The 26,350-nt window shown below is 52.9% G+C and carries 23 protein-coding genes; 12 read left to right on the forward strand and 11 right to left on the reverse strand.

The window, feature by feature from the left end; all coding sequences use genetic code 11:
- Window positions 1-3: 3 nt before the first annotated feature.
- From B6A39_RS04745 to B6A39_RS04785, 9 genes are all read left to right on the forward strand, one after another.
- Window positions 4-624: a nucleoside/nucleotide kinase family protein gene (locus B6A39_RS04745; protein ID WP_083001885.1), complete on the forward strand. Its 621-nt coding sequence runs from the start codon at window positions 4-6 to the stop codon at window positions 622-624.
- Between the two features lie 37 nt (window positions 625-661).
- The gene (locus B6A39_RS04750; RefSeq protein ID WP_083001887.1) at window positions 662-2,149 is read left to right on the forward strand and encodes a mannitol dehydrogenase family protein; all 1,488 of its coding nucleotides are present in this window, start codon (window positions 662-664) and stop codon (window positions 2,147-2,149) included.
- Window positions 2,149-3,633, forward strand: a complete 1,485-nt coding sequence (gene xylB, locus B6A39_RS04755; RefSeq protein WP_083001889.1) for a xylulokinase — start codon at window positions 2,149-2,151, stop codon at window positions 3,631-3,633. Before B6A39_RS04750 ends, xylB begins: the two co-directional genes overlap by 1 nt.
- Window positions 3,634-3,723: 90 nt before the next feature.
- A complete protein-coding gene (locus B6A39_RS04760) occupies window positions 3,724-4,569 on the forward strand; it encodes a fructosamine kinase family protein (protein WP_083001891.1) in 846 nt (281 codons plus the stop codon).
- A gap of 400 nt (window positions 4,570-4,969) precedes the next feature.
- The gene (locus B6A39_RS04765; protein WP_083001893.1) at window positions 4,970-6,445 is read left to right on the forward strand and encodes a TolC family outer membrane protein; all 1,476 of its coding nucleotides are present in this window, start codon (window positions 4,970-4,972) and stop codon (window positions 6,443-6,445) included.
- Window positions 6,446-6,542: 97 nt separating this feature from the next.
- Window positions 6,543-7,811, forward strand: coding sequence for an efflux RND transporter periplasmic adaptor subunit (locus B6A39_RS04770; protein ID WP_083001895.1), 1,269 nt, complete (start codon window positions 6,543-6,545; stop codon window positions 7,809-7,811).
- The gene (locus tag B6A39_RS04775; RefSeq protein WP_083001897.1) at window positions 7,811-11,002 is read left to right on the forward strand and encodes an efflux RND transporter permease subunit; all 3,192 of its coding nucleotides are present in this window, start codon (window positions 7,811-7,813) and stop codon (window positions 11,000-11,002) included. The genes B6A39_RS04770 and B6A39_RS04775 overlap by 1 nt, the downstream gene beginning before the upstream one ends.
- A gap of 204 nt (window positions 11,003-11,206) precedes the next feature.
- Entirely contained in the window at window positions 11,207-13,228 is a 2,022-nt protein-coding gene (locus B6A39_RS04780; protein ID WP_083001899.1) for an oleate hydratase, read from the forward strand.
- A 250-nt stretch (window positions 13,229-13,478) separates the two neighbouring features.
- On the forward strand, window positions 13,479-14,153 hold the full coding sequence (locus B6A39_RS04785) for a hypothetical protein (RefSeq protein ID WP_083007847.1): 675 nt from the start codon (window positions 13,479-13,481) through the stop codon (window positions 14,151-14,153).
- Between the two features lie 26 nt (window positions 14,154-14,179).
- Here B6A39_RS04785 and B6A39_RS04790 read toward each other — a convergent pair whose 3' ends face one another.
- A complete protein-coding gene (locus B6A39_RS04790; protein WP_083001901.1) occupies window positions 14,180-15,112 on the reverse strand; it encodes an alpha/beta fold hydrolase in 933 nt (310 codons plus the stop codon).
- A gap of 62 nt (window positions 15,113-15,174) precedes the next feature.
- On the reverse strand, window positions 15,175-15,786 hold the full coding sequence (locus B6A39_RS04795) for a TetR family transcriptional regulator (RefSeq protein ID WP_083001903.1): 612 nt from the start codon (window positions 15,784-15,786) through the stop codon (window positions 15,175-15,177).
- 209 nt (window positions 15,787-15,995) lie between these two features.
- Between B6A39_RS04795 and B6A39_RS04800 the strand changes: the two genes are divergently transcribed.
- The gene (locus B6A39_RS04800; RefSeq protein ID WP_009722500.1) at window positions 15,996-17,027 is read left to right on the forward strand and encodes a succinylglutamate desuccinylase/aspartoacylase family protein; all 1,032 of its coding nucleotides are present in this window, start codon (window positions 15,996-15,998) and stop codon (window positions 17,025-17,027) included.
- A 396-nt stretch (window positions 17,028-17,423) separates the two neighbouring features.
- Window positions 17,424-18,878: a catalase gene (locus B6A39_RS04805; protein ID WP_083001905.1), complete on the forward strand. Its 1,455-nt coding sequence runs from the start codon at window positions 17,424-17,426 to the stop codon at window positions 18,876-18,878.
- Between the two features lie 76 nt (window positions 18,879-18,954).
- On the opposite strand, the gene dusA is transcribed toward B6A39_RS04805, so the two are convergent.
- Window positions 18,955-19,986, reverse strand: a complete 1,032-nt coding sequence (gene dusA / locus B6A39_RS04810) for a tRNA dihydrouridine(20/20a) synthase DusA (protein ID WP_083007848.1) — start codon at window positions 19,984-19,986, stop codon at window positions 18,955-18,957.
- Between the two features lie 131 nt (window positions 19,987-20,117).
- Between dusA and B6A39_RS04815 the strand changes: the two genes are divergently transcribed.
- The gene (locus tag B6A39_RS04815) at window positions 20,118-21,173 is read left to right on the forward strand and encodes a tyrosine-type recombinase/integrase (protein WP_083001907.1); all 1,056 of its coding nucleotides are present in this window, start codon (window positions 20,118-20,120) and stop codon (window positions 21,171-21,173) included.
- Here B6A39_RS04815 and B6A39_RS04820 read toward each other — a convergent pair.
- From B6A39_RS04820 to B6A39_RS04855, 8 genes are all read right to left on the reverse strand, one after another.
- Window positions 21,166-21,909 carry an HNH endonuclease gene (locus tag B6A39_RS04820; protein WP_232318750.1) on the reverse strand — a complete coding sequence of 248 codons (744 nt, stop codon included), beginning with the start codon at window positions 21,907-21,909 and terminating at the stop codon, window positions 21,166-21,168. The two genes, B6A39_RS04815 and B6A39_RS04820, sit on opposite strands and share 8 nt — an antisense overlap.
- 73 nt (window positions 21,910-21,982) lie before the next feature.
- On the reverse strand, window positions 21,983-22,372 hold the full coding sequence (locus B6A39_RS04825) for a (deoxy)nucleoside triphosphate pyrophosphohydrolase (protein ID WP_083001912.1): 390 nt from the start codon (window positions 22,370-22,372) through the stop codon (window positions 21,983-21,985).
- Window positions 22,373-22,430: 58 nt separating this feature from the next.
- Window positions 22,431-22,688 carry a pyocin activator PrtN family protein gene (locus B6A39_RS04830; RefSeq protein ID WP_083001914.1) on the reverse strand — a complete coding sequence of 86 codons (258 nt, stop codon included), beginning with the start codon at window positions 22,686-22,688 and terminating at the stop codon, window positions 22,431-22,433.
- Window positions 22,685-22,993: a hypothetical protein gene (locus B6A39_RS04835; protein ID WP_083001916.1), complete on the reverse strand. Its 309-nt coding sequence runs from the start codon at window positions 22,991-22,993 to the stop codon at window positions 22,685-22,687. The genes B6A39_RS04830 and B6A39_RS04835 overlap by 4 nt, the downstream gene beginning before the upstream one ends.
- 237 nt (window positions 22,994-23,230) lie before the next feature.
- Window positions 23,231-23,446, reverse strand: a complete 216-nt coding sequence (locus tag B6A39_RS04840; RefSeq protein ID WP_083001919.1) for a TraR/DksA C4-type zinc finger protein — start codon at window positions 23,444-23,446, stop codon at window positions 23,231-23,233.
- Window positions 23,447-23,460: 14 nt separating this feature from the next.
- Window positions 23,461-25,728: a replication endonuclease gene (locus B6A39_RS04845; protein WP_083001922.1), complete on the reverse strand. Its 2,268-nt coding sequence runs from the start codon at window positions 25,726-25,728 to the stop codon at window positions 23,461-23,463.
- A complete protein-coding gene (locus B6A39_RS04850) occupies window positions 25,725-25,934 on the reverse strand; it encodes a hypothetical protein (protein WP_083001924.1) in 210 nt (69 codons plus the stop codon). Before B6A39_RS04850 ends, B6A39_RS04845 begins: the two co-directional genes overlap by 4 nt.
- Window positions 25,931-26,341 (reverse strand): hypothetical protein, encoded by a 411-nt coding sequence (locus B6A39_RS04855; RefSeq protein ID WP_083001927.1) that lies wholly within the window; start codon window positions 26,339-26,341, stop codon window positions 25,931-25,933. Before B6A39_RS04855 ends, B6A39_RS04850 begins: the two co-directional genes overlap by 4 nt.
- Window positions 26,342-26,350: the final 9 nt, after the last annotated feature.

Below are 26,350 nucleotides of genomic sequence, written 5' to 3' on the forward strand. Positions count from 1 at the left end.
CCTATGACCCCTGATCTTGTTTCGTTAAGCCACCAACTGTTGGATGCCGCCGAAGGCAAAGCGCGCTTTATGGTTGCTCTGGTGGGGCCACCCGGGGCAGGAAAGTCTTATCGCAGTGCGCTGTTATGCGATGCGATTAATCAGCAGCAGCCAGGGCAGGCAGCCGTGGTTCCGATGGATGGCTATCACTTCGATAACGCCGTGTTGGGTGATGAGCAACTGCCGTTGAAAGGTGCGCCGCACACTTTCGATGTTGATGGCTTGCATCATGATTTAGTGCGCATTCGTCGCGGTGATCAAGCGGTAGCGGTGCCTGTGTTTGACCGACCGTTGGATCTCGCTCGAGCCGGAGGGCGGTTGATTACTCCAGCGCACCGCATTGTGATTGTAGAAGGTAATTACTTGCTACTGGATCAAGAACCCTGGCGGGCGCTGCACAAGCTGTTCGACTGGACGCTGTTTATCGATGTGGACGATGCCGTACTGGTTGAGCGGTTGGTGAATCGCTGGCTGTGCATGGGCCAAGATCATATCGGCGCCCTCGAGCGTGCTCATCAAAAAGACATGCTTAACGCTGAACTTGTAAAAAGCACCAGCGTGCCACCTGACCAGCGCTGGCGCTAGGGCGCGGCGTGCCTAACAAATGACCCGGAGAGTGACGATGACCCAGCTTAATAATCACAACATGGGTGCCCTCAGCGCGGCGGTTGAGACGCCTTCTTATGATCGGCAGTCCGTGACGCCAGGCATCGTGCATATTGGCGTCGGTGGTTTTCATCGTGCCCATCAAGCGATGTACCTTGACGCGCTAATGAACCAGGGGGAGGCGTTTGAATGGGGCATTGTAGGAGTGGGAGTAATGCCTGGCGATAAGCGTATGCAGAAGGCCCTGGCTGCGCAAGACTACCTTTATACGCTCGTGGTGAAGCACCCCGACGGCGAGTATCAGCCCCGTGTGATCGGCAGTATGGTGGATTATCTGTTTGCGCCAGAAGACCCCGAAGCAGTAATCGAAAAAATGGCCGATCCCGCCATCAAGATTGTATCGCTCACCGTGACGGAGGGGGGCTACAACCTCCATCCGGTGACCGGAGAGTTCAATCTGGATTCTCCGCAGGTGCGTGATGATCTCACCCATCCAGAGCAGCCTTCCACCAGCTTTGGCTTAGTGGTGGAAGCCCTGGTTCGTCGCCGGGCGCGGGGCATTGCACCTTTTACGGTGATGTCCTGCGACAATATTCAAGGTAACGGTGACGTGGCTAAACGTATGTTCAGTGCCTACGCACGTGCCCGTAGCGCAGGGCTTGGTGACTGGCTAGCTGCCGAAGTGGCGTTTCCCAATGCCATGGTGGATCGCATCACGCCAGTGACAGCGCCCGTGGATATCGACGAGCTGGCCCAGCGGTTTGATGTTGAGGATGCTTGGCCAGTGGTATGTGAGCCATTTACTCAATGGGTGTTGGAAGATCACTTTCCTTTGGGTCGCCCAGCGCTTGAGAAAGTAGGCGTTCAACTTGTCGCTGATGTAGAGCCTTATGAGCTGATGAAGCTACGACTGCTCAATGCCAGCCATCAGGCGCTTGCTTATTTCGGCTACTTAGCAGGCTACCGTTACGCCCATGAAGTGTGCCAAGACCCGCTGTTTGTTGAGTTTTTGCTGAGCTACATGCGTGAAGAGGGCACGCCTACGCTGGCACCAGTGCCAGGGGTGGATTTAGAAACCTATCGGCTGACCCTGATTGAACGCTTCGCCAACCCGCAAATTAAAGACACTCTGGTACGACTATGTGCTGAAAGCTCTGATCGCATTCCCAAATGGCTCGTGCCTGTCATTCGCCAGCAACTTGCCCAGGGAGGTGAGATTAAGCGCAGCGCCGCCGTGGTCGCCAGCTGGGCACGTTACGCTGAAGGCGTCGATGAGCAGGGAGAGGCTATCGATATTGTTGACCGTCTGCGTGAGCCATTGATGGCTATTGCCACTAACAACCGCACGTACCCCGCTGCGTTTGTCGAGAACCGCGAGCTGTTTGGCGACTTGGCTGACCAACCTCGCTTTCTACATGCTTATCTAAAGATATTGACGTCGCTGCATGAACGGGGAGCACGGGCTACTCTTGAGACTCTGGTCACGTCCAAAGGAACGTTGTGATGTATATCGGGGTAGATTGCGGTACGCAGAGTACTAAAGTCGTGGTAGTCGATGTGGAGCGCGGTGTGATCCTGGGTGAAGGCAGTCGTTCTCATGGTCTAGACGAGGGAGAGCATGGCCGCCGGGAGCAGGCACCAGCAGAGTGGCTGGCAGCGCTCAAAGGGGCTTTTATTCAAGCGATTGAGCGTTCTGGTATTGATACCAAGCAGGTGCGGGGGATAGGCGTTTCCGGACAGCAGCACGGCATGGTGGCACTGGATGCAGATGGCGTGCCGGTGTATCCCGCAAAACTGTGGTGCGATACCGAAACTAGTACTCAAAATAACGATTTAGTGGCTCGGCTTGGAGGCGAAGCGGGCTGCCTGGAGAAGCTTGGTCTGGTATTACAAACCGGCTATACCGCGTCTAAAGTGGCGTGGCTGCGCGAAAACCACCCTGATGCCTACCAGCGTATAGCCACGCTGCTACTGCCCCACGACTACCTCAACTTCTGGCTGACTGGTGAGCGAGTCACTGAGGCGGGAGATGCGTCGGGCACCGGTTATTTCGATACGCGTGCCCAATGCTGGCAGAAAGAGGTATTTGCAGCCATTGCGCCGGAACTTGACCCTGATCGTGTGCTGCCTCGCCTTATCCAGGCGCATGAGCCAGCAGGGCGAGTACGCCCGCTAGTGGCGCAAGAGCTAGGGCTTCATGATGATGTGTTGGTGTCTTCTGGCGGCGGCGACAACATGATGGGCGCAATTGGCACCGGTAATATTACTCAGGGGCTGGTGACGCTTAGTTTAGGTACGTCCGGCACGGTGTGCGCCTACTCACCTGATTCGGTGGTGTGCGACAGTGCCATGGTGGCCAACTTCTGTGCCAGCCACGGTGGCTGGCTGCCGTTAATCTGTACTATGAACGTTACTTCTGCGACTACTCGCGTGCGTGAGTTGTTTGGGCTGGACTTAGCTACCTTCAGCGAGCAGGTGGCAAGCGCCCCGATTGGGGCCGAGGGGGTGATTGTACTGCCGTTTTTTAACGGCGAACGGGTGCCGATGCTGCCCATTGCAACTGGCGACTTCCTTGGCTTGACCAGCCTTAATATGACTCAAGCTAACCTCTGCCGAGGGGTGATGGAAGGCGCTACCTTTGGCCTGCGCTATGGTTTGGAACTATTAGGTGAGCTAGCTGCAGGCACTAGCCAGATTAGGCTGATTGGCGGCGGTGCAAAGAGCCCAGTTTGGCGGCAAATGGTGGCTGACATTACTAATACCCAGGTAATTTGCCCAGAAATCACCGACGCTGCTGCACTAGGTGCTGCCATTCAGGCGGCTTGGTGCGACTTACATCAGGAGAGTGTGACCTTGGCATCGCTTTGTGAGCGCTTGGTGCACCTTAATACCGCTTCACTTGCGGATCCTGATGCTAAGCGTGTTACTGCTTATGAAGTGATTTATCAGCGTTATCGCGAGGCACTTGCTCAGCGTCATAGCGTTTAATAATGCGGATTGCCTAGAAAGGTATTGCTGTGCCTTGTAACGTTAAGGAGAGATACAGAGAGTATACGCGATGCTCAAGCGGAGAGAGTCATGGATGCCATCTTGCGCGATCTGCTAGATACGCTGGGATTAATCCCCATTGATAAACTTCAGCCACTCAGTGGTGGTGATATAGCGGCTGTTTACGCCTTGACTACCCGCCAAGGGCAAGTCGTTATTAAGCACGATGATTCAGCGCGACTACTTGGAGAAGCAGAAGGACTTCGCACACTAAAAGGGGCGGGTACTTCATTAGTGATACCTGAGGTTCTAGGAGAGGCGATGGGGTGGCTGGTGATAGAGTCGCTCGATACCAAACCCGCAAATGCCCAAAGCAGCGTCGCTTTGGGCGAGGGGCTGCGTGAGTTGCATGGTGTGATAGGTGAGGCCCATGGCTGGCATCAGGATAATGCGTGTGGGCGTACGCCCCAACCCAACTCCCCACTGACAGATGGCCGTGCGTTTCAGCGCGAACGGCGTCTACTGCCTCTTACTCAAGCTTGTTATCAGCAGGGCCTGCTGGATGACACGTTATGCCGCCGTATTGAACATCAAGCAGGCCAGCTAGAAACATGGTTGCCAGATTCCCCTGCCAGCCTTATTCATGGGGATCTATGGTCGGGCAATGTGCTGACGACCACTAAAGGGCCAGCACTGATCGATCCTGCTGTTTATCGCCATTATCCCGATGTTGATTTGGCCATGCTGACCCTGTTTGAGACACCAGGCGCACCTTTTTTTGATGCTTACTGGGACGGCAATAAGCCAACCGATTGGCCAAGGCGTGAAGCGCTGTTTCAGCTTTATCCCCTGCTTAATCATTTGCTGTTATTTGGTTCGGGGTATCGCGGTGCCGTTGAACGTGGTGTGGCAGTGTTGGAAGCTTTTGAGACTTAATAAGTCAGCATTTGACGCAGCAAAAATGGCGTTAGCGCTATTTTTCTCGCTTGAATAACCATCAGTTTGTTTTGCCAATTACTTGTTTGATAAGCCAATTACCATTTCATTTTTTTGAGAAATTCAAATGCTCACTTCATGCAGCATGTTATTACATTAGCTGTAACACTGTTTACTTAACATTCGCGTGGGGAAATGTAGTGCTAAAAAACTGCAAGCTCATAGGGCTTTGAACTAAGGTAAAAGAGAGTCTTATGCAGTGCGGCTATTTATAAGTGACGCTGTCCATATATTTAGGTTAAGTTCAAGCCTAGCATACATACATGAATGTAACTATAATGCCCCCTTTCAGAATGGCTATCAGACTCGCCAACCTACGTTGACACCTAGAGGCAATCCCATGCGACTGGCACACTGGGCAGTCAATGCCCCTTTTCGTCCCCTGCTATTAGCAGTGCTTACATCGTCTTTCATCCTGCCTGCTCAAGCGGCAGATTTGATCAATATCACCCGTGATGCGCTTAACAACAATGCTGCCTTGGCCTCTGCACGTGCTGAGTTTTCAAGTGTTGAAGCGGCAAGTGACGTGGCAAGTGGTGCATTGCTACCCCAGGTAAATGCTTCTGGTAACGTCGTACATAACCAGCAGTACGAAAGTCAGTCCTCCTCAAGAGGCGGGCAGAGTGGTGGTGCTGCTTCTAATGCAGGTGGAGGAGGTGTTGGCGATGATCGTTACAATACGGTGTCGTTAACGCTTGAAGCGACCCAGGCACTATTTAATGCCGTCACGCGTCAGGAAGTGAATCAGGCTGAGCGCCAGATTGATCAACAAGTGTACCTATTGGCCGCTACTGAGCAGCAATTGTTGATTGATGTTGCTACCGCTTATTTCGATATTTTACGTGCCCATGAAGTGCTCGAAGCGCGCTTAGCCCAAGAACGCGCGATTGGCCGCCAGTTAGAACAGGCTCAAGAGCAGTTTGAAGTTGGCCTCATTGCAATTACTGAAGTGGAGGAAGCGCGGGCAAGTTTTGATCAATCCCGCGCTGATCGCATCGCTGGAGAAAGTAATCTTCAGGTGGCATTTGAGGTGCTTGAACAGCTGACGGGGCAGCGTTATGCCAATATCGATGCACTTGGCGACAGCATGCCGATTGCCCTGCCGAGCCCCACGGATCGTAACTATTGGGTAGAGCAAGCAATAGAGCGTAATCCGCAGGTATTAGCGCAGCAGGCGGGTATTGAGCTTTCTCGCGTAGGCGTCGAGCTCGCGCGTGCCGGACGTATGCCGACGGTGCAGGCATTTGCTAACTACCAGTACTCGGATAGCGATAGTGATTTGGTGAGTGGCTACAACACATCAAGCCAAGTGGGTGTCTCAGCTAACTTGCCTATTTATACCGGTGGCAGCACCAGCGCTCGTATTCGCCAAGGTACCTTCCAGTTAGAAAGTAGCCAGTATGACTTCGAGTCCCAGCGCCGTACTACTATCCAGCAGGTGCGCTCGCTCTATACCCAGGTCAGCAACAACGTCGACACCGTTGAGGCTCGTCAGCAGGCAATCGTCTCTAACCGCAGTGCGTTGGAAGCTACCCGTGCCGGTTATGAAGTGGGCACACGCAATATTGTTGACGTGTTAAACGCGGAACAAAGCCTTTACAACGCCATCGCTAACTATGCTGAAGCGCGCTATGACTATGTGGTGAATCTCCTGTCACTGCGGCAGCAGGCTGGTTTGCTAGACGTTGCTGCAATTGAAGAAGTGAATGGGTGGCTAACGGGTGATGAGGTGAACTTCACGCTACCTGAGGGCGGCGACCCCGACGCCTATCAGCGAGCTATGGATATTGGCGCCCCACCCACGCCGGGCGCGTAAGTCAGCGAGTTGTTAGCTTAGTTTTCTAACATATTAAACAAAACACGCGCTGTGCTGCTATCCGTCAATGTTGAAAAGATTAATGGGAAACCGACGTATGAAGAAGACGATTCACTCAGGTCGAGCGAGTCTAGTGACGCTGATAGCTGCATTGGCGCTAGCCGCATGCGGCCAGGAGCAGCCTCAGGAACAGCAGGCCGAACAGCAGGAAGCTCCACCGCATGCGGTAGAAGTAGCTGAAATAGCTCGTCAGGATATTCCTCTTGATAAATCCTATCCATCCCTGCTGCGCAGCGACAGTGAGGTCACACTTGTAGCGCGGGTAAACGGGTTTCTTGAAGAGCGCCATTTTGAGCCAGGTCAACTGGTAGAGCAGGGTGATCGCCTTTACACCATTGAGCCAGACCTTTACCAAGCAACGGTCAACCAGCGTGAGGCTGACTTGCAAAGTGCGCGCGCTGAACTAGCCCGAGCTCAGCGCGATGCGCAGCGTTTTGAGCAATTGTTAAGCCAAAATTCGGTGAGTCGTCAGCAATATGATCAGGCACTGGCTGACCAGCGTGTTGCCCAAGCTAATGTTGCTCAAGCAGACGCTGCGTTATCCAGCGCTAACCTTGATTTAGGGTACTCAAACGTTACGGCACCCGTGTCTGGCATGATCAGCTTAAGCCAGATAAACGTTGGTAATTTGGTGACGCCAGGAACTGAGTTAGCCACTATTACGCCGCTTGATCCTCTTGAAGTTCGTTTTCAACTACCTCAGCGCGATGCCTTTGAGTTGCGTCGACAACTGGGTGAGAGCGGTAACGCATCAGACATTACCGCGCGTTTAAGCGTGCCAGGACAGTATGGTGGTGACAGCACTGAGCTTGAAGGTCGTTTAAACTTCCTGGGTTCTCGTGTTGATACCGGTACTAGTACGGTTCAAGCGTCAGCAACGTTTGCGAATCCTGATGGTGCTGTGTTGCCTGGTCAGTTCGTACGGGTTCGTATTGAAGGCTTGAAGCGTTTTGATGTGCTGGCGGTGCCGGAAATTGCTGTTACTCAGGGGCTGATGGGGCCGCAGGTCTTTATTGTTGATGATGAAAATAAAGCTCGCGAGCGTACGGTTCAACTCGGTGAAGTGGCTGGCCCATGGCAAATCATTCGTGATGGCCTTACCGCTGGTGAGCGTGTCATCGTAGGCGACCCCGCTGGTTTGGAGCCAGGAATGGCAATTGATCCTCAACCGTTTGAGGGTAGTGCTGCCGATATCGTTGAAGAGGCTGAGCAGGAAGACGCCCAGCAAGAAGCTGAGCAGGCAGAGGCAATGCAGGAAGGGGCAGCGGACGCACAGCCCGCTGAAGGGGAAGAGGGCGCGCAATAATGAACTTTTCCAACTTCTTTATCAGCCGACCGATTTTCGCCACCGTTTTGGCGATTATCTTGACGCTGGTAGGTACGATGGCGATGCGAATACTGCCGATTGAGCAGTATCCCAGCGTTGTTCCCCCCACAGTGTCAGTGCAGGCCCAGTTCCCCGGTGCAGATGCTGAAACGGTTGCGCAAACTGTAGCTGCTCCGCTTGCTGAGGCTATCAATGGTGTTGAGGACATGCTTTACATGACCTCTAACAGCGCTGATAACGGTACCATGAGCCTGAGCGTGGCATTCAATATCGGCACGGATGGTGATATCAATACCATTAACGTGAACAACCGGGTGCAGGGCGCACTTTCGCAGTTACCCGAGGCAGTTCAGTCTCAAGGAGTGACGGTCGAATTACGCTCTGACTCTATTTTGATGCTTGTTGCCTTGACGTCACCCAGCGGTGACTACAACAAGATCTACATGCAGAACTATGCCACGCTTAATATCTTGGATGAATTACGCCAAGTGCCAGGTGTAGGTAATGCCGAAGTACTGGGCGGCGGTGAGTTTGCGATGCGGGTATGGATGGACCCCGATAAGCTGGCTCAGTACAACCTTACGCCAAGCGAAGTGGCCAGTGCTATTCGCGCGCAGAACACCGAGATTCCCGCGGGTAACTTAGCGGCAACGCCACAAAGCGAACCGCGCGCTTATACCTATACGATTACCGCCGGTGGGCGTTTGTCGGGCACTGATGATTTTCGCAATATCTTTCTACGCACCAATCCGGACGGTTCTTCGCTACGTTTAGAAGATGTGGCGCGTATTGAGCTGGGTGCCTCGTTTTATGGCGTGGATGCTCGTTTAAACGGCGCCACCATGACGCCCATTATTATTAACCAGCAGCCTGGTGCCAACGCATTGGAAACCGCTGATGCGGTACGCACCACCATGGAAGAGCTTTCCGGGCGTTTCCCGCCAGGGCTTGAGTATGTAACGCCTTACGACACCACTCTGTTTATTGATGCATCTGTAGAAACCGTATTAAAGACCTTCATCGAAGCGTTCCTGATCGTTATCGTTATTCTGTTTATCTTCTTGCAGAACTGGCGTTTTACGGTCATTGCTATGTCGGTCGTGCCGGTGTCGGTTATCGGCACCTTTGCGGGCTTCTACTTATTTGGCTTCTCAATCAACCTGCTAACGCTTTTCGCCCTGGTGTTATCGATAGGCATCGTGGTGGATGATGCGATTCTGGTGGTCGAGAACGTCGAGCGGGTACTGAGCGAAGAAGACGATATCTCGGTACGTGATGCGACTATTCGCGCGATGAAAGAGGTGGGTGGTCCGGTTATTGCCACATCGCTGATTATGGCGGCGGTATTTGTGCCGGTGGCCTTCCTGGGTGGTTTTACCGGGCAAATTTATCAGCAGTTTGCGATTACTGTGGCAATATCGGTGGCGCTGTCAGCGTTGATGGCACTGACGTTCACCCCCGCGTTGTCAGCTATTTTCATTAAGCATAACCTGCATAAAACGAAACAGTCCGCGTTCCGGCGTGCTATTACCACGCCGCTGCGTCTGTTTGATCGCTTCTTCGCCGGTTTTACCGCCGTTTATATGTGGTTCGTGAAAAAATTGGTGCGCTTCTGGGTGTTAGCGCTCGCGCTAACCGTGGCGGTCGGTGCTGGTTCTTACTGGCTCTACGCGAATACGCCTTCCACGCTAGTGCCGGAAACTGACCAAGGTATCGTGCTGGTCAGCGTTTCCTTGCCAGATGCTGCGTCACTTAGCCGAACGCAAGCCTACATGGCCGAGCTCAGTTCACAGATAGAAGCCATTCCAGGCGTTGAGTACTCCTCTGCGGTCGCAGGTTATGACATTTTATCGAGTGCCGTTAATACGGCGCGTGGCATCATGTTTATCAACATGAAAACCTGGGCTGAACGAGACCTAACGGCAAATGAGTTAGTAGGCCGTATCATGCAGCTGGGTGCGAGTATTGATGGTGGTTCGGCAATGGCATTTAACGTGCCGCCGATAATGGGCCTCTCTACAACGGGCGGTTTCACTGGCTATTTGCAATCTTTTGAGGGCGCTTCCACACGTGAACTTTATGAAGCGTCATTACAAATTATGCAGGCAGCTAACCAACACCCGGCGCTGAGCCGAGTATTCTCGACATTTAATGTCAACGTGCCTTCTTACCGTGCGGAAATAGACCAGCAAAAAGCACTCAGTTACGGCGTTGCTCTTGAGAATATCAACTCTGCACTCGCCAATACCTTTGGTAATGGTTTTGTTAACTTCTTTAGCTATCAAAACCGCAATTTCCAGGTCTATCTACAGAACGAAGATGAATTCCGTAAAACACCGGATGATGTCAGCAGCGTTTATGTGCGCGGCGGCAATGGTGAGCGCATTCCTCTTTCCGAGTTTGTAACGCTTGAACGCCAAACTGGTCCATCGGTAGTCTCCCGTTTCGGGGTTTATGCGGGTGCACAGTTCCAAGGCAACCCTGCGCCAGGTTACAGCTCTGCCCAGGCTATCGAAGCCATGGAGGAAGTGGTTCAAGAAACGTTAGGTAGAAACTGGGGCATGGGCTGGACAGGTACGGCGTACCAAGAGTCTAACCTTGGTAATACCGCCACGCTTGCCATCGTGTTTGGTATCTTGATGGTGTTCTTGATCCTTGCGGCACAGTATGAGAGTTGGTCGCTTCCTCTCGCGGTACTGACCGCAACGCCGTTCGCCTTCCTAGGAGGGATTGGTGGCATTGTGTTGCGCGGCCTGGACACCAGTGTTTATGTCCAGATTGGGATGCTGGTGGTCGTTGGTTTGGCTGCTAAGAACGCGATATTAATTGTCGAGTTTGCTGAGATGCAGCGCAAAGAGCAGGGTAAATCGATTCGTGAAGCAGCGATTACCGCCGCGGAGCTTCGTTTCCGTCCTATCGTTATGACCTCGCTGGCCTTTATCTTCGGCACCTTGCCGTTGGCACTGGCCTCTGGCGCAAGTGATGTGAGCAGTCACCACATAGGTACCACCGTTGCGGTCGGTATGGCATCTGTTGCCGTGCTAGGAAGCCTGTTTATTCCAAGCTTCTACGCAATGATTGCCACGGTCTCCGATTGGCTCTATCGCAAACGCCACCCTGACCGGGATGGTAACAACGAGCAGGCAGCGCTAAGTCACGACCAACCGTAACGCTGTTTAGCGACTTGCTAGCGGGCACCCTGTTTTCAGGGTGCCCGTTTTTTTGAATGTGTTATCTCTGTTATTTCCGATGCTTGTAATAAATACTGCTGCTTAGGCGGATTTTTATATTAATTATTTATGGTTTTAAGCGTTTAGTGAGTTTTTTAAACTACACTTAATTGATAGTGGCTACCCAGAAAAGGATATCTATCAATGAGTAAATCTAACGCCTCAACAGCATCTGGTTCAACGCTAAAAGCCCATATTGATGCACTAGAGAGGCAGCCTCTCGATATTGCGCCAGACGCCTCATCAAGACACTTACACAACGGTGTCGACACGCCATTTCCACCCGCCGATCTGCATGGCAGCTACACCAACAATCGCCCGCTTCCAACCGACGGTATTGAGGGGCGTCATGCCTGGATCGTTGGCGGCGGCATTGCAGGGTTGTCTGCTGCCTTCTTCCTTATTCGTGACGGCCACATGCCGGCTGGCAATATCACTTTCCTAGAGGAGCAGAGCATAGAAGGTGGCTCGCTGGATGGTGCTGGCAACGCGGAAGAAGGCTATATCGTGCGTGGAGGTCGTGAAATGGAGATGACCTACCAGAATTTCTGGGACGTCTTCTCGGAAATACCGGCTCTGGAGTTACCGCCACCATTTACGGTGCTAGATGAGTACCGCATCGTGAATGACGCCGACAAAAACTGGTCAAAAGCGCGCCTGTTGGAAAAGCAGGGTCAGATCAAAGACTTTTCCACCATGAACCTCTCCAAACGCCAGCAGTTGGAAGTCGTCAAGCTTCTGCTAGCGCGCAAAGAGGATCTGGATGATGTCACGGTAGAGCAGTGGTTCAGTGAGGGATTCCTGGAAACTAATTTCTATACCTTCTGGCGCACGATGTTTGCCTTTCAAAACTGGCATTCAGTACTCGAAATGAAGCTTTACATGCATCGCTTTTTGCACTTGATGGATGGGCTTAACGACATGACGTCACTGGTGTTTCCAAAGTACAACCAGTACGACAGTTTTGTTCGACCACTGATGAGTTGGCTGAAGAATCAGGGGGTGAAGGTTGAGTACGACACGGTTGTCGAAAATTTAGACATGGAGACTCTGGAAGGCGGCAGGAGAACCGTCACCACGATTCAGTGCCATGGCAGTAACGGCGGTAAAACTATCCCGATCGGCCCCCGCGACTTGGTGTTTGTCACCACTGGTTCGATGACCGAAGATACTGCTTATGGCGATGATGACACCGTTCCACAGTTGAAAGACAACGTGCAGACTGGCGAGGGATCAGGCTGGCAACTGTGGAAGAATCTCGCAGAAAAATCCGATATCTTCGGGAAGCCAGAAAAGTTCTGCGGAGACGTTCCACGCTCTACCTGGGAGTCAGTAACGCTTACCTGTAAGCCTTCGCCTCTGATGGATAAACTTAAAGAACTGTCGGTTAATGATCCTTATTCAGGATTCACGGCTACAGGCGGGATTATCACCTTTACAGACTCTTCCTGGTTAATGAGCTTTACCTGTAATCGCCAGCCACACTTCCCCGACCAGCCCGATGATGTGATTGTGCTATGGACATACGCATTGTTGATGGACAAGCCCGGCGATTATGTCAAAAAGCCAATGCCTGAGTGCACTGGGAAAGAAGTGCTGACCGAGATGTGCTATCACCTTGGCTTGATTGATCAGCTCGACACCATACTGGCTGCCACCAAAACACGTATCGCGCTAATGCCTTATATCACCGCTCAATTCATGCCAAGAGCCAAGGGGGATCGCCCCCGCGTAGTGCCTGAAGGTTGCACCAACCTTGCCTGCATGGGGCAGTTTGTAGAAACTCATAACGATGTCGTGTTCACACTGGAAAGCTCGGTAAGGACTGCCCGTATGGGTGTTTATAGCTTACTAGGGCTAAAGAAGCAGGTGCCTGACATTTATCCTGGTCAATACGATGTGCGTCGCTTGCTGCGGGCAACTCGCACTTTGAACAGTGACGAAGCATTTTTGGGTGAAGGCGTTTTACGGCGTATTCTGGGGGGAACCTACTTCGAGAATATCCTGCCGCTTGGCCGAGAAGAAATCCCTGACGATCTTCGCAATCATGGGCTGTTTGAGCATCAGCTTCAGGCTGTTCGTAGTTTGTTGGGCGAAAACCATACCCTTGATGAAGTTAAAAGCCAGTTGCAAGCATTAAGGGATAAGTTGCGAGGGCGTCGCTGATTTAAAATAATTCATTTCAGTTAATGAGCTGCCTCAGCCTGTCGTCACATACGCGCGGTTAAGTTGAGGCAGTTTTCGTACAATGCGCAGTCTTAGCTTTTTGTCGATAAGTGATGAGAGTCAAGTTAGATAAACACATAAACGCGTAAGGTGGTCTACGCTAAAAGAGACCCTGTTTTTAGCTTGTGCTAATAAATATAACGTCAAGCGAAAACATCACCAGGCTTTGTCTGGAGGAGAACACGCCATGATGCAATCACTTGTTTCCGCCGTACTGCAATTTCCAACAGTTGTTTTTACCTTCTTGTTGGCTTTGATAGCGCTCTACTGGTTACTGGTGCTGGTCAGGCTTGCGCCGTTGGAGCTATTTGAGCGCGATAGTCTACGCGACGATCATATGGCCAGTACACTGGTATCACTCGGCTTTGCAGGTGTGCCTGCCACGCTTGCATTAAGCTTCTTGGTACTGTTTGCGGGTGCTATTTCGTTGGCTATTGAGTTATTAGTCCTCCGCTGGTTATCGCTGGGTATGTTGAGGGTGCCTGTCGGTGTGCTCGTGCTGTGGATCTCATTTGCGGTTGCGTCCCCAGTTGCGGCAGCCGTGTGCCATTCATTACAACGCGCGCTTCATCGCTATCAGCCGTTCAAACGTCGCTGTTTATTAGGCGCTACTGTCGTTGTTTCAGAACGTCAAAATGATGAATATGCATCTGCTCAGCTGGAAAACGAACCCAGCAGCGCAGTCAAATTGCATTGCAAAGCGGGAGACTGTCCGCAAGCTGGCGAGCGGCGGGTGCTTGTGAAGTATCTTGCTAGCGAAGGCGCGTATCGCAGTGTGCTTGAGCAACAATATCTTGATACGCGCGTTCGCGTAAATAAGCTTCGCTTGCATCGCAAGCATCATTCGAACGGCTATTCCACCTAGCGAATGTTGTCTAGCCAACGTATTGTCTAGCCAAATAGGCGCCGCCACTGCTTAATGAACCACTGGCCAATAGGATGCGAAGGAGAGGAGGCGCTTGTTGGGTTGCTGTGGGGGAAAGCGCTTAGTGGCGTGTCGAGAAACTGACGAAGCGGTGTTACTTGTTCGGAATGATTGAGCATAGGAGCATGGCCACAGCCTGGTGCGGTGAAAGTGACTAAGCCGGGTTGCACCTCTTTCATACGTGGCAGCGTTTCGGCATCCAGTAACGTTGATTCGGCACCTCGAATCACCATCACTGGGCAGTGAATATTTGCCCAATCTGCCCATGTGTCTCGCGGTGTGTCATGGATGAATTGCTCGCCAATACGAGGGTCGAAGTGATAGGTCCAGCTACCATCAGGGAGGCGTCGTGCGCTTCCTAATGCCAGTGCTCGCCATTCATCATCGGTGGTAATTCCAAAGCTTGCGTAGTGCTGTGTCAGCTCTTTTTGTAGGTCTACAAAGCTCGTAAAGCGGTGGGTTAGGCTGAAATAACTGGAGAGCGCGATTAGGCCGTCTTTATTCAACTCAGGCCCAACATCGTTCAGAATAAGCCTAGAAATCCGATGTTGATGTGTTTTGTCAGCAGCCAGCAGCATGCCTAATAGCCCGCCCATGGAAGTGCCCAGCCAGTCGACCTGCTTTAATTGAAAATGATCTAGTACGCCTATCGCCACGGTCATGTAGTGGCTGTAGAGATAATCGTGGGCAGGAAACAGTGACCAACTGGAAAGGCCGCGCCCGGGCGTATCTGGTGCAAGAATACGCCATTCGCTGCCCAGTTGATGGGCTAGGGCTTCGAAATCACCGCCGTGGCGCGCAAGGCCATGCCATGCCATCAGCGTGCGGGGGGCGTCGGGATTCCAAATGCGCACAGCGATATCAAGTTCGCGGATACGAACAAATTCCAATGCATCCATAAAATTATCCTATGCTGACAATCCGCTCAGTATAGGTGTATTGCTGCATTGCAGCGAGATGGTTAGCGCTTCATCATGGTGATTAATGTATCGATGAGCTCACCGCCGCGTTCGCGCAATGAAAAAGATTCTGGATTTCGCAGCCAGTCATGAAACAAGCCACCCAGTGCTGCCTGCATAAGCCGCGTTGCCACCTCAGGGGTTAAATCAGCGCGTAGCAACTGCTGCTGTTGGGCCAGTTGAAATACCGACAGCATTTCATCAAAACACTCGTCTGCAATCTCGTCCTGCATCTGAATCGGGTTGATATCGCTAAAGAATTCACAGCGGTGTAAAAGAATCGATAAAATTCGCTGATGGGATGGCTGCTCCATGCGGTTTAGGCCAGCATGGCAGGCAAGTTGTATGGCAGTGAGTGGTGAGATAGTCGGGTCGGCGTTATTTACCTCTTCCATTAGCGACTGGAAGGGCATGCGCACACGCTCCACTAGCGCCATAAAGAGGTCGCCTTTATTTTTAAAATGCCAATATACGGCACCGCGCGTTAGGTCAGCATGACGAGCAATTTGCTCCAGCGATGTGCGAGCTACGCCTTTTGCGAAAAACACCTCTTCAGCCGCATCCAACAGCGCTTCGCGAGTTGCAGCAGCTTCCGCTTTGGTTTTTCTTGCCATATAAAAACGTAACCTCAGTAAGCGACACGTGATAAGCCCATTTTATCTTATGTGCACCACTTTTTACATTCAAAACTGTATGGTTAATTGCTTTAGCTCATAACGTGGGTTAACAAATTCGTCATTTGTCGGTAAAAAGCGTATAAGATTTATTTGGAAACGCCGTTTCGAAACGAAACCGTCATTACGCACGCTATAGGAATTTCAGCATGGCGCGAGCTCCTTTTACCCTGGCCGGGCACACTGTGATGCCCGGCCAGCGCTTACAAATTGATGTGCCCGTGGCACGTTTATATACCCATACTCAGCTTCATATTCCGGTTGAAGTCGTGCATGGGCGTAAAGACGGCCCGGTCATGCTGGTGTGTGGTGGAATTCATGGCGATGAAATTAATGGGGTCGAAATTGTTCGTCGCTTGCTGCGTTCTAAAGCAATCAATAGCTTGCGTGGCACGTTAATCGCTGTGCCCGTCGTCAATGTCTTCGGTTTTTTACAGCAAACGCGCTATTTACCAGACCGCCGCGACTTGAACCGCTGTTTTCCGGGCAGTGAAAAGGGCTCGTTAGGTGGGCGGATTGCCGCGCTATTCCGCGATGAAATTGTCGATCACGCCACGCATATTATCGATTTGCATACCGGTGCTATTCACCGTACCAACCTTCCGCAAATTCGTGCTCAGTTGCAGCCTGGCAGTGAAACTGAGCGCATGGCTGATGCGTTTGGTGCTCCCGTGGTGCTCAATGCAGAGCTTCGTGAAGGTAGCCTGCGCCACTATGCTCAAAATCGTGGCATTCCGGTGCTTACTTATGAAGCCGGTGAGGCGCTACGTTTTGATGAGTGGGCAATTGCCCCCGGCGTGCGTGGTGTTTTACGAGTGATGCGACGTTTAGGCATGCTAGCGGGCGAGCAGCGTCGCCGCTCGCCAATGCCTGCGGAACTTGCCAATGGTTCTAGCTGGGCGAGGGCACCTATCGACGGCATCTTACGACCCAAAGTGCGTCTAGGCGCTCGGGTAGCAAAAGGCGAGGTGCTCGGTAAAGTAGCAGACCCCTTCGGTAATGATGAAGGTGAAGTGCTTTCTATGGCCGACGGCATTGTTATTGGTATGAGCCGTCTACCGCTAGCGAACGAAGGTGAAGCGCTTTATCACATTGCCCGTTTTGATGAGATTGAAGAAGCTGAGACGGCGATTGAGAATTTTCAATCAAGCCTGACGCCTCAGCCTGATGCGATGTATTGATACTGGGCTTTGGTACTGGGCTTTGGTACTGGGCTTTGGTACTGGGCTTTGGTACTGGGCTTTGGTACTGGGCTTTGGTACTGGGCTTTGGTATTTGGTAGTCGGTACTAATGATGTGCACTGTTACTAAGTAACGGTGCTCTACAAAGAGACCTTTGAACATCTGCTCACAAGCCGTTGTTGAAAATTATTGTTAAAGGCTTTTCATTAAAAAATTATAGCTAAAAACTATTGGCCTAATAGCAAAAGAGACCGAGTCACAGATGGCGTGATGCACGTGAGTTGGCTATACCTGTGGGGTGGCCGCTTTAGCTTAGATTAATATAGCCTGTTAAAGGCGGCCTTTTTCCAGTGGTACGGATCGTGCCATGTCGAATGTGACAAGGAGGAAGTGTTATGAGCAGTGATAGCCAGCATCCCACTACGAATGAGTCAGGTATTCCGGTTTCAAGCGACGAGCATGCGCTGTCAGTAGGGCCTGATGGCCCCATTGTTATGCACGATCACTATTTGATGGAACAAATGGCGGCGTTTAACCGCGAGATGATTCCTGACCGCCAACCTCATGCAAAGGGGAGTGGTGCCTTTGGGCATTTTGAAGTAACCCACGATGTTAGCCACTATACCAAAGCCAAGTTTCTACAACCGGGCACTAAGACTGACGTGCTGATTCGCTTTTCGACCGTCGCCGGCGAGAGCGGCAGCCCTGACACATGGCGCGACCCCCGCGGTTTCTCGATTAAGTTTTATACCGAAGAAGGCAACTTCGACATGGTGGGCAACAATACCCCCGTGTTTTTTGTTCGCGACCCGATGAAATTCCAACACTTTATTCACTCGCAAAAACGCCGAGCGGATAATGGCCTGCGTGACCACGATATGCAGTGGGATTTTTGGACACTGGCACCTGAGTCAGCTCACCAAGTGGCATGGTTGATGGGCGATCGAGGCGTGCCAGCTACGTGGCGGCACATGAACGGTTACTCCAGTCACACCTATATGTGGGTAAATGCTGAAGGAGAACGGTTTTGGGTGAAGTATCACTTCAAAACTGATCAAGGGATTAAATGCATGACCCAAGAGCAGGCCGATCAGATGGCCGGCAGTGATGCTGATTATCATCGTCGTGACCTGTTCGAGGCCATTAAGCGGGGCGACTATCCTACGTGGACGCTCAACATGCAGATTATGCCGTTTGATGATGCCAAGACCTACCGAGTGAATCCTTTTGACTTGACCAAAGTGTGGTCTCATAAAGACTACCCGTTAATCGAAGTTGGTAAGCTGACGCTCGACCGTAATCCCACGGATTTTCATAGCGAAATTGAGCAAGCAGCGTTTGAACCTAATAACATGGTGCCGGGGACCGGATTATCACCGGACAAAATGCTATTGGCACGCTCTATCTCTTATGCTGACGCTCACCGTGCCCGCTTGGGTGTGAACTACAAGCATATCCCAGTGAATACCCCAAAATGCCCCGTGCACAGCTATAGCCAAGGTGGCGCGATGCGTATTCGGCACGCCACCGATCCTGTGTATACGCCCAATAGCAAAGGCGGGCCGAAAGCCGATGCTCAGCGTTACCCAGAAGATGCGGTTTGGTCGACAGACGGAAAGTTTGTACGCGCGGCCTATACGCTCAGAAAAGACGATGACGACTGGAGTCAAGCCCATGCGTTAGTGCGTGAAGTAATGGATGATGCCCAGCGTGATCGCTTAGTGTCGAATGTGGTAGGACACTTATCCGGTGGCGTTACCGAGCCTGTATTAGCACGTGCTTTTGAGTACTGGCGCAATATTGATCAAGAGGTCGGCGAGCGGATTGAGCAGGGCGTTCGCAATCCATAGCGGTGCGTTTTTGCGCTTAACGCACTCAAGCCGCTAGGCAAGTTTCGACTGTAGCTAATGGCAGCCCGCAGTCCAACTAGGATGCGGGCTGTAGTGCTTCCTGAGTCTCTGTTTCGGGTTCGCGAACTAAGCTAAGCGCTTCATCGAAAAGCCGCAGGCCCGCGTCCTCTTTGTGCGCGTGCTCAGACAGGTGGCGACGGAAACGCCTGCCACCGGGACAGCCCTGAAATAACCCCAGCAAATGGCGGGTAATGTGATTCAGTTTGGCCCCTTCATCCAGCCGCTGCTGAATATAGGGGCGAAACGCGTTAGCCGCTTCCAAGCGCGTGCGTGCAGGCCCCGCTTCACCAAACAGCTGCTCATCCACCCCAGCGAGTAGCCACGGGTTCTGATACGCCTCACGGCCCACCATCACACTGTCTACGTGCTCAAGCTGGGCTTTGCACTCGGCAAGGGTTTTGATCCCCCCATTAATGCCAATATGCAGCTCAGGATGGCTTTGCTTCAAACGATGCACGCGGGGATAGTTAAGTGGGGGGACATCCCGGTTCTGCTTAGGTGACAAACCCTGCAGCCATGCCTTGCGCGCGTGAACGGTAAAGACGTTGCAACCTGCCGCTGCCACAATCTCAATAAATCGCGCCAAGTCAGCATCTTCATCTTGATCGTCAATCCCAATACGGCACTTAACCGTGACCGGAATTGACACTGCCGCCTGCATAGCTTTCACCGCCGCTGCCACTTTTTCAGGGTAGCCCATCAAGCAAGCGCCAATCATATTGTTCTGCACTCGGTCGCTGGGGCAGCCGACATTCAGATTGACCTCGTCGTAACCCCAGGCCTCGGCAATGGCTGCACACTCGGCCAGCTCTCCCGCATCGCTGCCACCCAGCTGCAATGCAATCGGATGCTCAACATCGCTATAGCCTAAAAAGCGCTCACGGGGCGTTCCATGCAAAATGGCACCAGTGGTCACCATCTCGGTGTACAGCAATGTCCGCTTGGTTAACGTGCGTGCAAACGCGCGGTAATCGCTAGTTGTCCAATCCATCATAGGTGCGACGGAGAAAGTTCTATCCAGCACAGGTCGGGCAGTGCCAGACTTCATGCAGGTTTGCGGGATTGTGTTATCATTCATAACTGTTCATATTTACAGTGGTTAAGCGGCGTTTTACATGGTTCGTTGGTACATATCTGGTACTTGAGCCGCTTTGGATTTGGTACATCGGAGAGGCAAGTATGGCAACGATTCGTAAGCGCCGTAAGAAGGACGGCAGTTTCTCATATTTAGTGCAAATACGCATCGCAAGACGTGGTCAACCTGACCACGCAGAAACAAAAACATTCCCTAGAAAAGCTATGGCTGAAGAGTGGGCAAAGCGCCGTGAACTTGAGTTGGCTGCTCCAGGTGGCGTGCTAGCTGCTAAATGGAAGGGCGTTACTCTAAACGATGCCATTGAACGCTACCTGCATGAATTTGCGAATGGGGCAGGGCGCAGCAAACGGGCCACTATTGAGCAGTTGCAGCGGTTTCCCATTGCCCGCGTCAAAATTACTGAGTTGAGTAGTGAGCAGATTATTGACCATGCCCAAATGCGGCGCCGTAGTGGCGTTAAGCCTTCAACCACGGCTCAAGATATCACCTGGCTGGGTATCATTCTGAAAACTGCAGTTGCCGCTTGGCGTATGCCGGTGGATCTCAATGAATTTGAATCGGCGAAGCTGCTTTTACGTAGCAAGGGCCTGATTAGTCGCCCTGGTTCGCGGGACCGCCGGCCAACGCTAGAAGAGATCGAGCAAGTACGCGCTTACTTCCAGCGCTCTCAGAAAATACGGCCAAGTGCGATTATTCCTATGGAAGACATCATGGATTTTGCAATTGCTTCGGCGCGGCGCCAAGAAGAGATTACACGTATTACCTGGGATGATCTGAATGAAGATGACATGACATGCTGGGTACGCGATGCCAAGCATCCACGTCAAAAGTGGGGCAATCACAAACGCTTTAAACTTACCCATGAAGCGATGGCTATCATCCAGCGGCAGCCGCGTAAGCAAGATGAACCGCGGATATTTCCCTATAGCGGTAAATCAATAGGTACTCGCTGGCGAGCAGCAACTGCGGCTAAAGGTATCGAAGATCTACGATTTCATGACCTGCGCCATGAAGCCACTTCACGACTGTTTGAGGCAGGATATGAGATCGTGGAAGTGCAACAGTTCACACTCCACGAAAGTTGGGATGTATTGAAGCGGTACACACATTTGAGGCCAGAAACGTTGCAACTTAGGTAGTCGGCATGGCGTTAGCAATATTTTTTAGTGCTATTAAGTCAGTGGAAAGGTTCAACGCATGCATCTTCCGGTGACAGTTGGGGCATAGTGCAACAGTGTTCTCGATAGAATCATCACCACCTTTGGCTAGCCACTCAATGTGGTGGCACTCCAGGTAACGCTCGCCCTTTTTGGTTTCAAAAGGGGCTGGTTGCTGACAGAGCTCACAATGCCCATTGGCACGTCGCTTAGCGTAGGCAGCAATATAGGGCGATCGAGGTATGACGGTAGTTTGACCTGTTCGACTTCCTACTTGAGCGGGGGCATTCTCAGCGCGTTTTCTTAGCTCGGTATCAGATAGCTTGCGAGCTTTTCGCTCTTTCTGCTCGAATAACTCACGTGCGGCCGTTTCATCCATTATCACGGCTTCGGCGTCCTTCAGCTTTAACGGAAAGAGCCAAACGCTGCGAAGGGCGCCTTGGGAGTCGGGTTGTGTTGCCTGATAAGGAGGGGCGACGCGGACGACCTCGCCTGTGTAGGTATATTGCTTATCCTTAAAAACTTCAAAAAGGTGCACTGAAACGCCATTTTCGGGGCTTTCACTGAGCGTTTTGTTCTGGTTGAAGCTCAGGCTCATGTCACCGGTTTGGCCCATTCCTGTGTAATGGATGGTATCGCCATGCCATTGGTCATCATATATCGATGCAACATGGTTAGTGACTATCACCAGGGTGTTCGTCTTATGAGATCGGCGCATGCCCCCTTGTGGGCTGCACTGGAATATTTCACATAGTTCTTGATTATTGAGAACTGTGCCGGGCTTAAGCGAGTTAATCGAGTTCATAAGTGCTTATCAATTCCTTGGCGATTGGGATGTCAGCGGGGGCCAGTTTGTAGTTAAGCAGGTCGGTGAGCGGCGCCCATGTGAGACAGTCGTGTACCTGTAGTTCAGGCTCTCCAGTGACGGTCACGAGAACGCCTATGAGGTTAATCACACCGCCTGGGTACTCGTACACGCTTTCCTGAAAAATGCGCTCAGCCACACATGTTAGATTGAGCTCTTCTTTGATTTCCCGCTCGATGCACTGGTGAACGGTCTCACCTGGCTCCACCTTACCACCGGGGAATTCCCAGAAACCTTCGAGCTGCTGCCCAGGCGCTCTTCGCGTCAGCATGATTTTACCGTTTGCGATTGCAAGCGCCGCGGCAACGTTCTTCAAAGCACACCTTCCTATCTCAAAATGGTTAGCTTACCTTAGCTTTTCAGCAGCCCGCTATCTACTCATTAACCATCTTCCACTGCTCCCTAGCCTCAGCACGCTTCTCATCAATGTATTGAGCCAAATCGATTGCACTGATCAGCCATGGGCTTTTTTGTGAATCTCCAGCGCGATAAGCGGGTACCGGTAGTGCTTGGGCTCCAGCACGAAAGCCCGCCGTTCGCGCAGTAATTCCGAAGAAGCGTGGCGCGACTTCTTCCAGCGGTAGTTCTGTACGGCCGTTAAATTCTGCGAGTAATCCGAAGTATGTATTCATTGTTGGTTATCTCCTTTTTGTTTAACTCGCCAGTGGTTGAAGCGGTTGCGAATCATACGAAACGATTGGCGCGCGGCGGGATTGCTATCCAGCTCCGCGCGGCTGGTAATTTTGCAGGCAGCACATAACCAGTCGCGTGCGTCCTGTTCGTTGTGGGTACCGTCGGGTAAGGCGCTGGGCTCAATGCCAAACTTGGCGCGGCGGCGACGGTCCAGGTAGAGCTGGAAGGCGCGATCCTGACAGAGCATGGCGGCTTGCCTTGCTACGGTGCCGCCCTTAGGTGGCGATGCGTTTGGTGTCCCCATAGTTCTGCTCCCTGCTTATTGTTTGAGACATCTAGCTCGTTAACTGTGTCGGGTTTCTTGTATCTTTATTGCGTAGTTTACTGCTCATTTTTGGCCATTTTGTGATTTTTTGAGCATTTTGTTGCACATATTGCCCGCTTTTCATCTTGGTACTTGCCCCCGCTTAAAAGTGCGATAGCGGCTAGCGTGCCTAACGTGATGAGCGCGAGCGCCGTTAGTAAGTAGTTCATTTTTGACCTATCGGCCCTGTCGGGCTTTCTGTTCGCGGATGCCCTGACACTCAATACAAGTGGCAGCCCATGGCGCGGCTTGTCGGCGCTGTGCGGGGATCTCATAACCGCAATCAATGCATTCATCGCTAGCGGCTTGCTGTGCAAGGTTCGCTTTACGAGCCAGGGCGGCCTCCAGGCTTTGTTGGATAGTGATCGCGGCGCGGTCGGCGTTATCTGCCATCGTTCTTCCTTGGGTTAAGTGATTGGCGGCGTGGCGAATAAACGGCGCGCGGCTTCTATGGCTTCTTGGCCTTCTCGGAAGGCGTCTTCTGCTTCAGTCCGGTAAATTTCTGAGCGCTTCCACTCTGCGAGGCGTTCGCGCTGGGCTTTTAGCTCTGCTGGTGATGGCTCGCGGGGCTGAATATCTGGCCCCTGCGTACAGTTAGTGACACGAGTCCAAGGGGACGCGGCTTCGCCGCCTCCCGAAACCCCCTGGTGGCCGCGCGACTTACTGCGCACTTGCCAGCGGTAAAAGCGGGTCAGGTATTCGTGTTCGTTACCCCGGCCATCGGAAACCACAATGCCGAAGGTGCCCAACTTGCTTTCGCCGTGGCGGCCTTTGGCTTCCACGCCTTCATGCACTTCGCCGGTGGCGTGGCTAAATTCAAGGCGGTCGAGGTCTACGCGGGGCATCGTCCACGGCTTAATCGGGCGCTGTTTGCGGGGCAGGTTAGGGCCACCCATCAAGCGTAAGAATTGATCCCACTGGCCGGAGTTAGCCGCCGCGCGGATCTTCTCCAAGCGCCCAGCAATGCGTTTTTCTGGTCGGGTGGCGGCTTCCCAAGCGGTTAGCTCATCAATGTGTTTTTCATTCAGGCGGCGCACTTCACGCCACACGGTGACGCTAGGTAGGCCAACGAACTGAAACTGGCGAATGCCCCACACCGCCGCCCACGACTCAATGCGCGGTGCGCTGCTGTTGAGGTCATGGCCATAGCGGTCTTTGTCATCGTCTTGCACACCATCGCGGGTGAACTGTTCGCCGTTAATGTTCTTTGAGATGTACTTGGCCACGTACCCCGCAGCGGTACCGCGTCGATAGTCGATTTTTTCCACCTTGAACCGAGCGGTGGTTTTCTCGCCACGGCGGTCGTAAAGCTCTTCGGGGGTATCCGCTTCGGCGTGGCAGCGTAGAATTTCGTTAACGGTGTCGGCGTGCTCAGGGGCAGTCCATATCAACAAATGCCAATGGGGCGTGCCATCGTGGTGGGGTTCCACCACACGGATGCCATAAACACCGATGTTTTCGCGGGCAAGCTTGGCGCGGGTGCGCGCCCATACTTGCTGCAAGTAGGCCTGTGCTTCACGCGGGGTGCTGCCGTCATACTTCGGGTTACGGGCGCTACTGCGAGAAAGCACCGGGTGAAAGCGGCTGGGGGCGGTGATGGTGTAGAACATGCCCACATGCCCTAAGCGACGGGATTCCACTTCCGTATCGCGGATGCGCAGCATCAACTCCGCCCGGCGGTGGTCAGGGTTCGATAAGCCCAGCTCAGCCAGTTCTGCCAGGGTGTAGACCTGACCTTCCTGGTTGATGGCTTCCAACGCTTCCAGCAAAGCGCGGGTGCGGTTCTTCTGGGAGCGGCGGCGGTCGAGTGTGACGTTGCTGCAGTAAATGCCTGCGCGTTTGTGTACGCGGTGGGCTTCGCGCTGCACTTGTTCCAACCGGCGGCCACCTAAACGGCGCAGTTGCCGACGCCACCAAATAGGGTCAGTTAGCTTGGCCAGTTGCACGCTGCTTTTCAGCTTCAGGCTAGGCGGGTTAATGCCATGCAGGCGCGCCCGGTGGCGTGCCTTTTCGAGCGCCATTTCATTGACGACGGATAGGCTCATAACTGGTGCGCGGTACCAGTTGAACACTGCCATCAATGGAATGACGCCCAATGGCGGGCTTAACGGATTGCGGGAATCGGCTATCTGCAACGCGATTTCACGCGCTTGGCCGGAAAGGGTGCGCGCCTTGGGCGTTTTCAGGTTTAGCGGGGGCGGCAGCAAACCCAAGCGAAGGCGGCGGTTATGTTCAGCAATGCCGCCGATCAACTTGCTACGTTCGCGCTCGATTGCCGTGGCCTGTGCGTCTGCATGATTGATGACCGCTTCATCGTCGTGGGTCACGTTCAGGCCATGAACTACCAAGCGATCTTGCACGCTGGCCAACCACTGGCACGCCTGCTGTAACCCTTCGATGGTCGTGGGCGCACGCTTCACCATGGCGTTATAGCCACGCTCTAAATCGGTTCCCATCGATTCAAAGCGGCGGTAGATGCTGGCAGGGTCGACCAGTTCGGCCGCGTTGCGCGCTAACCACCGGTTGCCCGCTGCATTACCGTGGCGCTTGGCCACGTGCACAAAGCCGCCCGCCAGTGTTTCAGCGATGCTAGGCAGCGGCGCCCAAAAGTTAGCCTCACGCCATACGCGGCATTCGCGGGTGCCAAAGCGCTGGCTCTGTTCCAGCGCGCTCATTTAGCACCCATCTGTGTAGCGGCAATATCGACTTGATACGCTTTTAATACATGCTCTAACTGCATTAACTGCTCGCTGATTTTGTCCAGTTCGCGCTGCAGTTCTGCCGCAGCCATCTGATGCCCGCGTTCGGCTAATGCGATGGCTAGCTTGTCAAAGCGCACCTTGGTGATGAACAGGTTGTCCATGGTGGTTTGGATATTCATGCCACCCCCTTTTCGATCAGGCTGAGCCAGTGCAGTGCCGCTTTGGTGTTGCCTTCTACGATGGCTTGGCGGGCGTGGCTGGCCAGTTCACAGCTGGGGTGCTGGGTGCGGTTGCGCAGCTGGTCACGCAGGCCGTTGGCGTAACTGCTCATACGGTGGATGGCGGCACGCACTGCATCGCGCTCGGGCTTGTTCAGTTGGCTGATTTGCTGGGTAGCATCGGCCTCTAACCCTGCGCTTTTCAGTACCAAGCGGCGCTCAGGAAAAGGCAGTTCCGCCCAAACGGCTACTAAGTCTTGGTCGGCTACGCGGCTGTGTAGCTCGGCGCGAAGTTCGCCGAAGCCCGCACGGTCGTGTTGAACGACCGCCGCGCGTTGGCGTGAGGGAAGTGGGGTCACATTATTCATGGTGGCCAC

Origin of the sequence: Halomonas sp. GT, from assembly GCF_002082565.1 — a bacterium.
Lineage (GTDB): Bacteria > Pseudomonadota > Gammaproteobacteria > Pseudomonadales > Halomonadaceae > Vreelandella.

What these genes read in the sequence shown, in the direction of transcription:
- B6A39_RS04745 (WP_083001885.1), top strand. Translation starts at nt 4, where the DNA reads ATGACCCCTGATCTTGTTTCGTTAAGCCACCAACTGTTGGATGCCGCC.
- B6A39_RS04750 (WP_083001887.1), top strand. Translation starts at nt 662, where the DNA reads ATGACCCAGCTTAATAATCACAACATGGGTGCCCTCAGCGCGGCGGTT.
- xylB (WP_083001889.1), top strand. Translation starts at nt 2,149, where the DNA reads ATGTATATCGGGGTAGATTGCGGTACGCAGAGTACTAAAGTCGTGGTA.
- B6A39_RS04760 (WP_083001891.1), top strand. Translation starts at nt 3,724, where the DNA reads ATGGATGCCATCTTGCGCGATCTGCTAGATACGCTGGGATTAATCCCC.
- B6A39_RS04765 (WP_083001893.1), top strand. Translation starts at nt 4,970, where the DNA reads ATGCGACTGGCACACTGGGCAGTCAATGCCCCTTTTCGTCCCCTGCTA.
- B6A39_RS04770 (WP_083001895.1), top strand. Translation starts at nt 6,543, where the DNA reads ATGAAGAAGACGATTCACTCAGGTCGAGCGAGTCTAGTGACGCTGATA.
- B6A39_RS04775 (WP_083001897.1), top strand. Translation starts at nt 7,811, where the DNA reads ATGAACTTTTCCAACTTCTTTATCAGCCGACCGATTTTCGCCACCGTT.
- B6A39_RS04780 (WP_083001899.1), top strand. Translation starts at nt 11,207, where the DNA reads ATGAGTAAATCTAACGCCTCAACAGCATCTGGTTCAACGCTAAAAGCC.
- B6A39_RS04785 (WP_083007847.1), top strand. Translation starts at nt 13,479, where the DNA reads ATGCAATCACTTGTTTCCGCCGTACTGCAATTTCCAACAGTTGTTTTT.
- B6A39_RS04790 (WP_083001901.1), bottom strand. Translation starts at nt 15,112, where the DNA reads ATGGATGCATTGGAATTTGTTCGTATCCGCGAACTTGATATCGCTGTG.
- B6A39_RS04795 (WP_083001903.1), bottom strand. Translation starts at nt 15,786, where the DNA reads ATGGCAAGAAAAACCAAAGCGGAAGCTGCTGCAACTCGCGAAGCGCTG.
- B6A39_RS04800 (WP_009722500.1), top strand. Translation starts at nt 15,996, where the DNA reads ATGGCGCGAGCTCCTTTTACCCTGGCCGGGCACACTGTGATGCCCGGC.
- B6A39_RS04805 (WP_083001905.1), top strand. Translation starts at nt 17,424, where the DNA reads ATGAGCAGTGATAGCCAGCATCCCACTACGAATGAGTCAGGTATTCCG.
- dusA (WP_083007848.1), bottom strand. Translation starts at nt 19,986, where the DNA reads ATGAAGTCTGGCACTGCCCGACCTGTGCTGGATAGAACTTTCTCCGTC.
- B6A39_RS04815 (WP_083001907.1), top strand. Translation starts at nt 20,118, where the DNA reads ATGGCAACGATTCGTAAGCGCCGTAAGAAGGACGGCAGTTTCTCATAT.
- B6A39_RS04820 (WP_232318750.1), bottom strand. Translation starts at nt 21,909, where the DNA reads ATGCGCCGATCTCATAAGACGAACACCCTGGTGATAGTCACTAACCAT.
- B6A39_RS04830 (WP_083001914.1), bottom strand. Translation starts at nt 22,688, where the DNA reads ATGAATACATACTTCGGATTACTCGCAGAATTTAACGGCCGTACAGAA.
- B6A39_RS04835 (WP_083001916.1), bottom strand. Translation starts at nt 22,993, where the DNA reads ATGGGGACACCAAACGCATCGCCACCTAAGGGCGGCACCGTAGCAAGG.
- B6A39_RS04840 (WP_083001919.1), bottom strand. Translation starts at nt 23,446, where the DNA reads ATGGCAGATAACGCCGACCGCGCCGCGATCACTATCCAACAAAGCCTG.
- B6A39_RS04845 (WP_083001922.1), bottom strand. Translation starts at nt 25,728, where the DNA reads ATGAGCGCGCTGGAACAGAGCCAGCGCTTTGGCACCCGCGAATGCCGC.
- B6A39_RS04850 (WP_083001924.1), bottom strand. Translation starts at nt 25,934, where the DNA reads ATGAATATCCAAACCACCATGGACAACCTGTTCATCACCAAGGTGCGC.
- B6A39_RS04855 (WP_083001927.1), bottom strand. Translation starts at nt 26,341, where the DNA reads ATGAATAATGTGACCCCACTTCCCTCACGCCAACGCGCGGCGGTCGTT.